The organism is Rhodoferax sp. UBA5149 (assembly GCF_002413825.1).
In the GTDB taxonomy this organism is placed as follows: Bacteria; Pseudomonadota; Gammaproteobacteria; order Burkholderiales; family Burkholderiaceae_C; genus Rhodoferax.
Window position 1 is genome coordinate 1 of record NZ_DHXT01000226.1, and the last position, 11,185, is coordinate 11,185.

Here is an 11,185-nt window from a genome sequence, read left to right on the forward strand (position 1 = left end):
TGCGCGATGCGGGTCAGCGCCGAGCGGACCCGAGCGGCCTCGCGTTCGCGCTCTTCAAGGTACAGTTCCAGTCCGGTGATGATGTAGGCGCGCTGCCCGCTCTCCAGTTCACGCATGCCTGAGGCCACCGCTTCGAGCGCGCCCAGCACCTCGTAGGTGTGCACCACCCAGTCCGAGGTCTCCTTGTAATCCCTGAGAGAACGGTACATTTGCGCGCCGGCCAGCAGCAACAGCAGCAGTGCGGCGGCAAAGCCAGCGGCGAGCCTGGATTCAATGCTGAATTTTTTCATGACACGCTCCCTTGGGCGAACGACAGCCTGCTCCCGTTTCATTCTTTTCCGGTCCGCCGGGAGATGACGCGGACCGAAACCTGCACCCCCCTTACGGCGGCGCACGCCCCGCCTGCGGCGCCGGCGCGAATGCGATCAGCGTGCCGGCGGCGATCTCCAGCACGACATAGTCGAGCCGCCCGTGGCCGGCAATACGGTGCCTCATGCGCTGCCTGCGCGGCGCGATGAACGCGTCCGCGACCAGTGCGCCCAGCACCGCCGACAGGTCGGCCACGGCGACGCCCGCCGTCGGAGCCACCAGCCCGAGCGCGGCGAGGAAGCGCTGCGCCGCGGGGTTGACGAGTGCGACGGCGCCCTCTCTCACCAGCAGGGTGCCGACCGGCAGGTCGTGGATCGCCTCGGCGTTCATGTCCGAATGCGCCGAATGCGCCAGCGCGGTGAGCACGTGAACGGCGTGGCCGTGCTCGGAGTGGGCGCGAATGCTGGCGTAGTCGTCGATCAGCCGGTCGCGCTTGCGGTTAAGCGTGTACTGCTCGAAGGCGAGTTTCACCGTCGCCACCAGTTCGGCGTCGAGCCAGGGCTTGGTCAGCAGCTTGAACGGATGGGCTTCGTTGACCGCCTTGAGCACGCTGTTCATGTCCGGGTAGCCAGTGAGGATTACGCGAACGATGCTCGGATGGCGTTCGCGCGCCTCGATAAAGAAGGCGGCGAGTCGGGCGTCACGTGGCTCGCCGACGATGACGCCGACTTCCTGCCGGTTGAGCAGCACGCTGGCCTCTTCGGCCGTGGACGCGGTGAGCACCGGCCGCCGCGTAGGACGCAACACGCGCACGACGGCACTTTGCAGCAATGGGTCGTCGTCGACCAGCAGGACGTGGGCGCGCGGCGTATCACTCATCGACGTGCTGGTCGTAGATGGCGGCGAAACGTTCGGCCTGACGGACGAAACACGCCAGCACCGCCGGGTCGAAATGTTCTGGCCGGGTGCGCCCGTCGCCCTGCGTGATGATTTCGACGGTGCGCGCGTGCGCTATGGGCGCCTTGTAAGGGCGTCGGCTGCGCAGCGCATCGTAAACGTCGCAAATCTGCATGATGCGCGCGGTGAGCGGAATCGCTGCCCCCTGGAGTCCGTTCGGGTAGCCGCTGCCGTCCCAGTGCTCATGGTGGTTGAGCGCGATCTCGGCGCCCATGCGGGTGTAGGGGGAGGTGCCGCTGGCCAGAATGCTGGCGCCTAAGGCGGAGTGCGTCTTCATGATGCTCCACTCCTCGGGCGTGAAGCCCCCCGGCTTGAGCAGCACATGGTCGGGAATGCCGATCTTGCCAACGTCGTGCATCGGGCTGGCGAGGTAGATGGTGTGCTGGAAATCGGTCGAGAGGTCCATCGCCTGCGCCAGCAGCCTGCAATAGTGGCTGATGCGGCGCACGTGGTGGCCCGTTTCCTCATCCTTGTGCTCGGCGGCGCGCACCAGCGTGAAGACGGTGTCGCGATAGGCCTCTTCGAGTTGCGCGGTACGCTCCTTCACCTGCTCATCGAGAATCCGGTTGTGATTGGCGAGAAAGTCGCCGAATTCCTTGAGTCGCAGCAGGTTGCGCACGCGCACGCGCAGGTCGGCGCGGTCAATCGGCTTGGAAAGAAACTCTTCGGCGCCGGCCTCCAGCGCGCGCAGCTTGGATTCGCGGTCATCGAGCGCCGTGACCATGATCACCGGCACCCGTTGCGTGCGCGGATCGGCCTTCAAGCGCGCCACGGTCTCGAAGCCGTCCATATCCGGCATCATGATGTCAAGCAGGATCAGGTCGGGTTGCTCGGCAACCGCCAAGGCCAGTACATCGCGGCCCTTGCTGGCGGACAGCGTCGCATGGCCGTCGGCATGCAGCAGTGCCTCCAGCAACTTGACGTTACGTTCTTCGTCATCGACGATAAGGATTGTGGCTCGATTATTCGAGTTCATCTTGTATCCCTCCCGCTGCCATTATGAACGTTGTCGACACGATGGCTCATGTTCGAGTCATGGCTCAATGCGGTGTGGGGCAGCCTGATCGGCGTCATGGCCAACCAGATACTCATGGTGGCGGGCGCCTGGCATATGTACGGCATCACCTCCAGTGCCTGGGACCTCGGTCTGGCCACGGTGGTGTTCGGCCCGGTGGGTTCGGTGGCGTTGGCACCTTGCCGGTCGCGGCTGCGTGTTTGCGGCTGTTTCCCGCGCGACCGCATGGTTTGATTCAGTGGCGACCCGTGGATGCGCCCAACCCCGCTGCTAAACTACGCGGGTCACTGGGGAGTAGTCGCCTTTCATTCGATTGAGAGGGCTTGCGTCAACATACTTGATCTGTCGATCATGGTGCAAGCGGTTTTCAACTTGGCAAGACCTTTGACCGCGCAACTTCGGATTGGCCGGGGAGATGTGCGGTCATTGTTTTTGTCCGGCCCTGGAACTCATCATGGAAGCTCTCTTCATCTCAACTGGCGTGGTCGCGCTTGCAGAAATCGGCGACAAAACCCAGCTTCTCGCGTTCATCCTGGCAGCGCGTTTCAAGAAACCTCTTCCGATCATTGCCGGCATTCTGTGCGCCACGCTGGTCAATCACGGTCTGGCGGGCGCTTTGGGGGCATGGATTACCTCGGTGGCGAGTCCCGAGGTGATGCGCTGGACGTTGGGTCTGTCATTCGTCGGCATGGCGATCTGGACCATGATTCCCGACAAGATCGAGGAAGAAGAAACCCAAGTCGCGAAGCACCTGGGTGTCTTCGGCGCAACCCTCATCACCTTCTTTCTCGCGGAGATGGGTGACAAGACCCAGATCGCCACCATTGCGCTGGCCGCGCACTATGGCGCGCCGCTGACGGTCGTCGCGGGCACCACACTGGGCATGCTGCTGGCGGATGTGCCGGCCGTTTTTGTCGGCAACAAATTCGCCGCAAAAATCCCGATGAAGCTGGTCCACTCGATCGCGGCAGGCATCTTTGCCTTGATGGGATTGCTGACGCTGTTCAAAGTCGAAAAACTGTTTCAATAGCCGGACACGGGCGGTGCCGTAAAAAGTTGAAACCTGGTTGGATCCGGATAATCCAGCCTCACCCCACCATCAATTTATGCACCAGATCGCCCGTGTTGGATGCCTTGTATTTGCGCATCAAGCGGGCGCGGTAGATTTCAACGGTGCGGTGGCTAATGGTCAGGACCTTGCCAATTTCCTTGGATGTGAGGCCATCCAACAAATGGGCCGCCACCTCGCGTTCACGGGCGGTCAGCTCGGCCTTGACCGGGCGGCGCGAGCTCAGGTCTTCAAAGGTCCAGATGCCGACCTCATGGGGCATGGCCTGGTTGAGGGCTCGTCCAGTTACGTGGCACCAAAAGGTCTCGCCGCTGGACCGCTTCATGATGCGGTCATCCGCATAGGTGCCGCTGCGGTTCAGGACGGGCGAGATGCGCAGGCCGGCGCGCTCAAACTCGATGACGCTGGGGTACATCACCTGAAACGACTGACCCACCAGCAATTCGCGTGATGCGCCAAACATCTCGCACACGTGCCGGTTGCAGTCCACAATGACACGGTTGCGCGACAGCACCAGCCCGACCGGTGCCAGCTCGAACGCGAGACGGTAATCGACATCCATATTTTTGGGGTCACGATAATGAGGGTTAGTACGCTACGAAAAACTACTTAGCCAGCTAGGTAGTATGGTACGTCAAATGTTTCTTTTAAGGAGATAGAGCTGTGAACAAAATTTACCCAAGCGCGGCCAAGGCGCTGGAAGGCATTGTCAGTGACGGCCTGCTCATGGCCGTGGGCGGCTTTGGCCTGTGCGGCATTCCCGAGGCCCTGATTGACGCCCTGCGCGACAGCGGCGTCAAAGACCTGACGGTCATCTCCAACAACGCGGGCGTCGATGGTTTCGGCCTGGGCAAGCTGCTGGAAACGCGCCAGATCAAAAAAATGATCTCCAGCTACGTGGGTGAGAACAAGGAGTTCGAGCGGCAATACCTCGCTGGCGAATTGCAGCTCGAGTTCACGCCGCAGGGCACACTGGCTGAAAAATTGCGGGCCGGTGGCGCCGGCATTCCGGCGTTTTATACCCGCACCGGCGTGGGGACGCTGGTGGCCGAGGGCAAGGAGTCCCGTGAGTTTGACGGTCACGTCTACATCATGGAGCGCGCGTTGGTGCCCGATGTCTCGCTGGTCAAGGCCTGGAAGGCGGACAAGAGTGGCAATTTGCTCTTCAGGCGCACCGCGCGCAACTTCAACCCGGCCGTGGCGATGGCCGGCAAGATCACGGTGGTCGAGGTGGAGGAGATCGTGGAGACCGGCACTTTCGATCCCGATTCAGTGCATTTGGCCGGCATTTACGTGCACAGGATTGTGCTGAATGCAAGGCCCGAGAAACGTATTGAAAAAAGAACCATCACCGAGAAAGCAGGAGTCTGATCATGGCCTGGACACACGACCAAATGGCGGCCAAAGCCGCTGAGGAATTGCAAGACGGTTTTTATGTCAACTTGGGGATTGGCTTGCCGACCCTGGTGGCGAACTTCGTCAACCCAGCCATCGAGGTCTGGTTGCAAAGCGAGAACGGCATGTTGGGCATTGGCCCGTTTCCCACCGAAGATGAGGTCGATGCCGACCTGATCAACGCGGGCAAACAGACCGTGACGACGATCGCAGGTTCCAGCATTTTTGGCAGCCATGACAGCTTCGCCATGATTCGTGGCGGCAAGATCAACCTGAGTATTTTGGGTGCCATGCAGGTGAGCGAAACGGGCGATCTGGCCAACTGGATGATCCCCGGCAAAATGGTCAAGGGCATGGGCGGCGCGATGGACCTGGTGGGCGGCGTCAAGAGCGTCGTGGTGCTAATGGAACATGTGGCCAAGAAAAAAGATGGCAGCATCGATTTGAAGATACTGCCCAGTTGCACACTGCCGCTTACGGGGGTCGGTGTGGTGGACCGCATCATCACCGACCTCGCCGTGCTGGATGTGACGCCTCATGGCCTGAAAGTGGTGGAAATGGCGCCGGGCGTCACGCGCGAAGAGTTGCAGGCCAAGACTGGCGTGCAACTGCATTAAGCAGGTAGCGTCATAACCCAGGAGATACGCGAAAACTCACTCTGAAGCTGAGTCCGTACTTCCTGGTCAAAGTTCTTCAGAGGATCGTTTTCCCGCAGTTCGTCAACTGAAATTCGTCGACCTTTGCGCGCGAAGAGAATGCTGTTGCTCTTTTCTTTGGAAGCAACCTCAAACAAGTTGCCATCGAAAGCCAACCGAATACGCCCAGTGAACAGCGCATGATCGGGGTGGTCGTGATGCAGGTTGGTCACCATGATGCCCTCGGGTGATAGCGACCGTAAGCAGTCATCGTAAAAACGCTGCGTGCACAGGCTGGAGGCTTGTCCCTGGCTGTCGAAGCCGTCCACCAGCAGCACGTCATACCGAAATGACGTGTTCCGCACAAAGCCGGCCCCGTCAGCGCAGATTATGGTGATGCGCTTCTCATCATCGGGCACTTCAAACTCGTGACGCAGCGCAATGACATGAGGGTTGATTTCGACCACCGTGAACCGTGTTCCCGGCAGGTGGTGATAGCAAAACTTGAGCAGCGATCCACCGCCCAGCCCAATCATGGCGATGTTGACCGGATGGCTGTCAAACATCAAAAACCCCATCATGGTGCGGGTGTAGTCCACGTCCAGTTGGGTGGGGCGCATGCTGCACATGCGGCTTTGCAGCTGGTCAAGGGTGAAGTACAGGGATTTGCTGCCGTCAGCGGAAAACACGAACGGAACATCGAACGCCGATGCGTCGGATTCGGTCGCTGTTGCGTGGTGATGGCGTGATGGCATGAGCTGCTCCTACAGTTCCGAAAGCGTATTCACCAACGTGTGCTTTGTACATTGGCTCAGTCGACGTCCAGTGCTGCTCGATGCGATGGCAGTGTCACCAGCAACAGCGTGCCCATGAGAACGGTGCGAATCTCAAAGAAAAATCGTGCTTTCATTTGCGACATTTTCGCCAGTTTGCCAGAAAGTACAGTGAAATTTGAAAATGCACCCGATGGAAGGCCAGGGGTGACTTTTTTGAGATCAATCGACGCCAGTATTGCAGAGGGCGTTGCTGTTATGCTAAAGGTTTTACTAAAGAGAATCCGGCCATGAAATCCCTGTTGGCAATTTGCCTGATTGTTGCTGCTCCATTCGCTACATCCGTTTGGGCGGCTGAAAAACCGGCCATCGTCTCGCCTACGGCGGCCGTCGTCACGGGCGAAGTCCTCGAGGTCAAGGACGTCGAAAGTTATACCTACCTTCGGCTCAAGACCAAGGATGGCGAGACTTGGGTCGCGGTCCAAACGGCAGCGGTCAAGAAAGGCGCCAAGGTCACGATCGAAAACGCAATGCTCATGAACAACTTCGAGAGCAAATCATTGAAGAAGACGTTCTCGACGATTTATTTTGGCAGCCTCGGTGGTAGTGGCAAAGACGTGGCTAACGCTCACTCGGGCGTTGCCAAAGTGGACGTCGGCCCTATCAATGTTTCCAAGGCCAGCGGTGCCGACGCGCGGACCGTGGCTGAAATTGTGACGAAGGCGACGGTACTGAAGGATAAGACGGTTCGGGTTCGCGGCCAGGTTGTGAAATACAACCCGGGCGTCATGGGAAAGAATTGGATCCACCTGCGCGATGGCTCGGGCGCCGCGGCTGACAACTCCAATGACCTTCTGGTAACGACCACCACCACGACCACGGCGAAGGTCGGGGATGTCGTGACGGTGACGGGCGTCGTGCACACGGACAAGGATTTCGGTTCAGGCTATTCCTATAAGGTGCTCATCGAAGACGCGAAACTGCAGCCGTGAGCGCTTGCTTTAAGCGTTGTCAATGTTGCCGGAGATAGTCTTGGCAAGGGAAGTGAGTCAAGAGAGAGTTGGCGACTGTTAGACTTGAAATTATGAAAGCAATTCTCTATTTGATACTGCTTCTTTTGGCGGTGGCAACGAGCCAGTCTTTTGCCAAAACTCCAGGGGAAGTTGAAGTCGGAGGAACGCTTCGTGAGGCGAATATGCAAGGGCTGGCGGGCCCGTCCGGCAAACTCTCTGAATTTCGCGGCAAGCCATTGATCATCAATGTATGGGCCAGCTGGTGCGGTCCTTGCCGACAGGAAATGGCGTCGTTGGAAAGACTCTCTCGCCGTTATGGCGGACAACAGTTTTCAGTCATCGGGATTTCCACCGATGACTACCCCGAAGCGGCGGAAGCGTTCCTGAAACAGTCAAAAACCAAATTTCGTCAGTTTATTGACAGCCAGCTTTTTCTGGAAAATATGTTGGGCGCAAATCGCATCCCCTTGACTCTGCTGGTCAGTGCGCAGGGGCAAGTTCTTTTAAAGGTCTATGGCGTCAAAGAGTGGGACGATGCACAGGCTCTGGCATTGATTGGAAAGACCTTCCGCATCAAGATGTAGTTGGATGACACGTGGTCAAAAACATTAGTCGTTTTCGGTAGTCTATTTCAACTAAATCAAACATATGCGCCTGCAAATCCGACAACCTAATTCTGTCAGCGTATTCGCCGCCCTCACCATCGCTGCGATTGTGGTGTCAGTCTCCTTTTTGTTATGGGGGCTGCGGGAGCGCGAACTACAGCACGCACGCCAGGTGACTATCGCGCTGACGCAAATGCTGATGGAGCAAACAGAGCAAAACTTCGAGCGCGCAGACCTCGTGCTCCTGGGTGTTCAGGAACGCCTCTCGAGCGCCTACGGAAGCCAGTTTTCTCTCGATAGTGCGCCCACCCATTTACTGCTCGGTGCGCGCGTCTCCGGCGTGCGCCAATTGAGATCACTTTTTCTGGTTGACGCGCAAGGCATGGTGATCAACTCGTCTCGAAATTTTCCGACGCCCAAGCAATCGGTTGCAGACCGGGCGTACTACAAGAATTTTGTCCAGGACCCGACCAAGAAATTTTTCATTCAAACGCCGGTGCGAAGCCGCCTGGACAATTCTTGGACACTGTATATGGCTCGGCCACTGTTTGATTCAAGCGGAAAATTTCGCGGAGTCATCGTAGCGGCGATGAGCATCCCTGAGTTCGAGCTGACCTACAACAAAGTGAAGTTCGATTATGTGCGCCCGATCGCGGTGTATTTGTCAGACGGTACGCTGGTGGGAAGCTTTCCGCACCGTGAAGACGTAATTGGCGACCTGGCACCCGAACTGAACAATGAAACGCTGCCTGCAAAAGGCGATGCGGTTCGAACTATCCGTCATGACGGTGGAGACGGAGCGTCGCAAGTATTCGCGCTTGGCCGTCTGGTGGGATATCCATTGCTACTGAGCGTCACTGATGATGAGAACTTAAGCCTCGCATCGTGGCGGGAAACGGCCGTACCAATCGCCGCTGGAGCCCTTTTGATGAGCATTTTCACCGTCCTCGTCGCCATGTTTCTGATACGCAAACTCAAGAACAAGGAGGAAATGACGTTCGCGTTGCGTGTGGCTAACGATCTGTACCAACATACTGTCAACTCGGTCATGGACGCCATCGTCGCCGTCGACGAGACCATGAGAATAGTGTTGTTCAATCCGGCGGCTGAAAAAATGTTCGCGCTGAAGGCGAATGAGGTCATCGGAAAACCGTTTGAGATGCTGATACCCGAGGGAGTACGGGTAGCGCACCGTGGGCACTTTGACTGGTTTACTGGTTCTGATGAAGGATCGCGAACCATGGCCCCGCAGCTTGAAATCACGGGCAGGCGTGCAGATGGAAAAGAGTTCCCGATTGAATCGACGATCTCCAAATCCTTGATTGGCGGCAAACTTCAGATGACGGCCGTACTGCGCGACGTTACGCAGCATCGTCTGGTCGAAGTGGAATTGCGCGAGGTGAACAGACAGCTGCGTAAGTTGTCTGCTTCTCTGCAGTTTGTACGCGAAGAAGAACGAACGCGCATCTCGCGCGAGTTGCATGACGAGCTTGGTCAGCAACTGACAGGGCTCAAGCTGAGTCTTTCGTGGCTTGGCACCCGGCTCAAGGACGGGCGCTCGGCAACGCCCGACATGGTGGATGAAATGCGTTATCTGCTGGATACGGCCATTACCTCGGTGAGACGCATTTCGACTGAACTCCGGCCGCTCATTCTTGACGATCTCGGCTTTGGCGAGGCGCTTTCATGGCAAACCCTGGAATTTGCAAAACGTAGCGCTTTGGAAGTCACGCTTAACCTCCAGGCGGCGAATGACGTTCAGGGCGATGAGTTAGCCACCGCGTTGTTTCGAATTGTGCAGGAGTCGCTGACAAATGTGGCCCGCCACGCGAACGCCACCAAAGTGAAAATCGACCTGGTGCTGGAAGGAGGCAAGCTGGTGTTGACGGTCAACGATGATGGTCAAGGCATTCAAGACAACGCGAAAAAAGGCGGCATTGGCCTTGTGAGCATGCGCGAACGTGCCAACTCCATCGGCGCGCAATTCAATATCATCAGTGGCCCGGGCGCAGGCACCACCATTGAGGTGACCATTCCGATCAATGTCCCGCCGCTGGATGGAGAGGTCGCATGAGGTTCGAAGTGTTGGTGGTTGACGATCACGCGATTATCAGAGACGGACTAAAGAAAATCCTGGCCGATACAGACGATCTGGTCGTCGCTGGCGAGGCGGGCACCGGCAATGCTGCACTGGAGAAAGTTCGCGAGCGTGACTGGAGTCTTTTGATCCTCGACCTTTCCATGCCCGGACGAAATGGGCTTGAACTCATCAAACTCATCAAAAGCGAAAGGCCCAAACTTCCCATCCTCATTTTCAGCATGCATCATGAGGAGCAGTATGCGGTGCGCGCGATTCGCGCTGGCGCCTCTGGCTATCTTTCCAAAGATGGCGATAGTGAACTGCTCCTGCCTGCCATACGCAAGGTGGCTGCAGGAGGCATGTTTGTCAGTCCCAAATTGGCTGAACTGCTGGCCACCGACGTTTCGCCGAACATCCATAACCAACCGCATACCTTGCTGACTAACCGTGAATTCGAGGTTTTCAGCCGCATCGTGCGTGGCATTAGTCTGACCGCGATTGCCGAAGAATTCTCGTTGAGCATCAAGACCGTCAGCACACACAAATCGCACATTCTGGTCAAGATGAATATGGCGACGCAAGTCGACCTTGTGCGCTACGCCATCGAACGAAATTTGCTCGATTTCACCGGCGAATAGACGGTCTCTGATCGGCAATGGGAGTATTCCTATGCCGATTTTGATCGGCATCCTATATCTATTGAGCGACCCGTCACTCAGAATTCAGCACAGCCTTGGCAGGTTTGTATTTGCCAAAATATTTTCTAGCCGTCGCAAACAGCATTCAAAACAATGCGAGACAAGGCGGCATTGGCCTTGGTGTAGGCCCCACCATTGAGGTGACCATTCCGCTCAATGTACCGCCGCTGGATGGAGACGAAGCATGAAGTTCGAAGTGTTGGTGGTCGACGACCACGCGGTTATCAGAGACGGGCTCAAGAAGATCCTCGCGGACACAGACGATCTGGTCGTCGCTGGCGAGGCTGACAACGGCGATGCGGCGCTGGAGAAGGTTCGTGAGCGTGACTGGAGTCTCGTTGTCCTCGATCTGTCCATGCCCGGGCGAAGTGGCCTTGAACTGATCAAGCTCATCAAAAAGGAGAGGCCGAATCTTCCCGTCCTCATTTTCAGCATGCATCATGAGGAGCAATATGCCGTGCTTGCGATTCGCGCTGGTGCGTCGGGTTATCTTTTCAAAGATGGCGACAGTGAGCTGCTCCTGCCGGCCATGCGCAAGGTAGCTGGGGGCGGCATGTTTGTCAGTCCCAAGTTGGCTGAATTGCTGGCCACAGACATTTCGCCGAATACGCATGACCGACCCCACACCTTGCTCAC

14 protein-coding genes and 1 riboswitch are annotated in these 11,185 nt (G+C 57.5%); of the genes, 9 read left to right on the forward strand and 5 right to left on the reverse strand.

Annotated elements, in window-relative coordinates; all coding sequences use genetic code 11:
* The 3 genes from B3V69_RS20035 to B3V69_RS20045 all read right to left on the reverse strand — a co-directional run.
* On the reverse strand, positions 1–290 hold a 290-nt coding region (locus B3V69_RS20035), incomplete at its 3' end, for a CHASE3 domain-containing protein (RefSeq protein WP_296449382.1).
* A gap of 91 nt (positions 291–381) precedes the next feature.
* The gene (locus tag B3V69_RS20040; RefSeq protein ID WP_296449384.1) at positions 382–1,188 is read right to left on the reverse strand and encodes a hypothetical protein; all 807 of its coding nucleotides are present in this window, start codon (positions 1,186–1,188) and stop codon (positions 382–384) included.
* On the reverse strand, positions 1,181–2,242 hold the full coding sequence (locus B3V69_RS20045) for a response regulator (RefSeq protein WP_296449386.1): 1,062 nt from the start codon (positions 2,240–2,242) through the stop codon (positions 1,181–1,183). Before B3V69_RS20045 ends, B3V69_RS20040 begins: the two co-directional genes overlap by 8 nt.
* A 48-nt stretch (positions 2,243–2,290) precedes the next feature.
* On the opposite strand from B3V69_RS20045, the gene B3V69_RS20050 reads away from it, so the two are divergent.
* Both B3V69_RS20050 and B3V69_RS20055 read left to right on the forward strand, forming a co-directional pair.
* Entirely contained in the window at positions 2,291–2,515 is a 225-nt protein-coding gene (locus B3V69_RS20050) for a hypothetical protein (protein WP_296449389.1), read from the forward strand.
* Positions 2,516–2,558: 43 nt separating this feature from the next.
* Positions 2,559–2,732, forward strand: a riboswitch (yybP-ykoY riboswitch).
* A gap of 3 nt (positions 2,733–2,735) precedes the next feature.
* Positions 2,736–3,311 (forward strand): TMEM165/GDT1 family protein, encoded by a 576-nt coding sequence (locus B3V69_RS20055; protein WP_296449392.1) that lies wholly within the window; start codon positions 2,736–2,738, stop codon positions 3,309–3,311.
* Between the two features lie 58 nt (positions 3,312–3,369).
* On the opposite strand, the gene B3V69_RS20060 is transcribed toward B3V69_RS20055, so the two are convergent.
* Positions 3,370–3,912: a LuxR C-terminal-related transcriptional regulator gene (locus B3V69_RS20060; RefSeq protein WP_296449396.1), complete on the reverse strand. Its 543-nt coding sequence runs from the start codon at positions 3,910–3,912 to the stop codon at positions 3,370–3,372.
* Between the two features lie 101 nt (positions 3,913–4,013).
* Between B3V69_RS20060 and B3V69_RS20065 the strand changes: the two genes are divergently transcribed.
* Together B3V69_RS20065 and B3V69_RS20070 are read left to right on the forward strand one after the other, a co-directional pair.
* Positions 4,014–4,721 carry a CoA transferase subunit A gene (locus B3V69_RS20065; RefSeq protein ID WP_296449401.1) on the forward strand — a complete coding sequence of 236 codons (708 nt, stop codon included), beginning with the start codon at positions 4,014–4,016 and terminating at the stop codon, positions 4,719–4,721.
* 2 nt (positions 4,722–4,723) lie between these two features.
* Complete coding sequence (locus B3V69_RS20070; RefSeq protein ID WP_296449403.1) at positions 4,724–5,362, forward strand: 3-oxoacid CoA-transferase subunit B; 639 nt, start codon at positions 4,724–4,726, stop codon at positions 5,360–5,362.
* Here the strand turns inward: B3V69_RS20070 and B3V69_RS20075 are convergent.
* Positions 5,359–6,135, reverse strand: a complete 777-nt coding sequence (locus B3V69_RS20075) for a transferase (protein ID WP_296449405.1) — start codon at positions 6,133–6,135, stop codon at positions 5,359–5,361. The two genes, B3V69_RS20070 and B3V69_RS20075, sit on opposite strands and share 4 nt — an antisense overlap.
* Before the next feature lie 308 nt (positions 6,136–6,443).
* Between B3V69_RS20075 and B3V69_RS20080 the strand changes: the two genes are divergently transcribed.
* The 5 genes from B3V69_RS20080 to B3V69_RS20100 all read left to right on the forward strand — a co-directional run.
* The gene (locus tag B3V69_RS20080; RefSeq protein ID WP_296449407.1) at positions 6,444–7,145 is read left to right on the forward strand and encodes a nucleotide-binding protein; all 702 of its coding nucleotides are present in this window, start codon (positions 6,444–6,446) and stop codon (positions 7,143–7,145) included.
* 92 nt (positions 7,146–7,237) lie between these two features.
* Complete coding sequence (locus B3V69_RS20085; RefSeq protein WP_296449410.1) at positions 7,238–7,750, forward strand: TlpA family protein disulfide reductase; 513 nt, start codon at positions 7,238–7,240, stop codon at positions 7,748–7,750.
* A gap of 64 nt (positions 7,751–7,814) precedes the next feature.
* Positions 7,815–9,845, forward strand: a complete 2,031-nt coding sequence (locus B3V69_RS20090) for a histidine kinase (protein WP_296449413.1) — start codon at positions 7,815–7,817, stop codon at positions 9,843–9,845.
* Positions 9,842–10,489, forward strand: a complete 648-nt coding sequence (locus tag B3V69_RS20095) for a response regulator transcription factor (protein WP_296449416.1) — start codon at positions 9,842–9,844, stop codon at positions 10,487–10,489. The genes B3V69_RS20090 and B3V69_RS20095 overlap by 4 nt, the downstream gene beginning before the upstream one ends.
* 244 nt (positions 10,490–10,733) lie before the next feature.
* On the forward strand, positions 10,734–11,185 hold a 452-nt coding region (locus B3V69_RS20100; protein WP_296449420.1), incomplete at its 3' end, for a response regulator.

Excerpts from the sequence above, each read along its gene's own strand:
- B3V69_RS20095 (WP_296449416.1), top strand. The coding sequence starts at position 9,842 with ATGAGGTTCGAAGTGTTGGTGGTTGACGATCACGCGATTATCAGAGAC.
- B3V69_RS20055 (WP_296449392.1), top strand. The coding sequence starts at position 2,736 with ATGGAAGCTCTCTTCATCTCAACTGGCGTGGTCGCGCTTGCAGAAATC.
- B3V69_RS20060 (WP_296449396.1), bottom strand. The coding sequence starts at position 3,912 with ATGGATGTCGATTACCGTCTCGCGTTCGAGCTGGCACCGGTCGGGCTG.
- B3V69_RS20075 (WP_296449405.1), bottom strand. The coding sequence starts at position 6,135 with ATGCCATCACGCCATCACCACGCAACAGCGACCGAATCCGACGCATCG.
- B3V69_RS20085 (WP_296449410.1), top strand. The coding sequence starts at position 7,238 with ATGAAAGCAATTCTCTATTTGATACTGCTTCTTTTGGCGGTGGCAACG.
- B3V69_RS20045 (WP_296449386.1), bottom strand. The coding sequence starts at position 2,242 with ATGAACTCGAATAATCGAGCCACAATCCTTATCGTCGATGACGAAGAA.
- B3V69_RS20080 (WP_296449407.1), top strand. The coding sequence starts at position 6,444 with ATGAAATCCCTGTTGGCAATTTGCCTGATTGTTGCTGCTCCATTCGCT.
- B3V69_RS20040 (WP_296449384.1), bottom strand. The coding sequence starts at position 1,188 with ATGAGTGATACGCCGCGCGCCCACGTCCTGCTGGTCGACGACGACCCA.
- B3V69_RS20050 (WP_296449389.1), top strand. The coding sequence starts at position 2,291 with ATGTTCGAGTCATGGCTCAATGCGGTGTGGGGCAGCCTGATCGGCGTC.
- B3V69_RS20070 (WP_296449403.1), top strand. The coding sequence starts at position 4,724 with ATGGCCTGGACACACGACCAAATGGCGGCCAAAGCCGCTGAGGAATTG.
- B3V69_RS20090 (WP_296449413.1), top strand. The coding sequence starts at position 7,815 with ATGCGCCTGCAAATCCGACAACCTAATTCTGTCAGCGTATTCGCCGCC.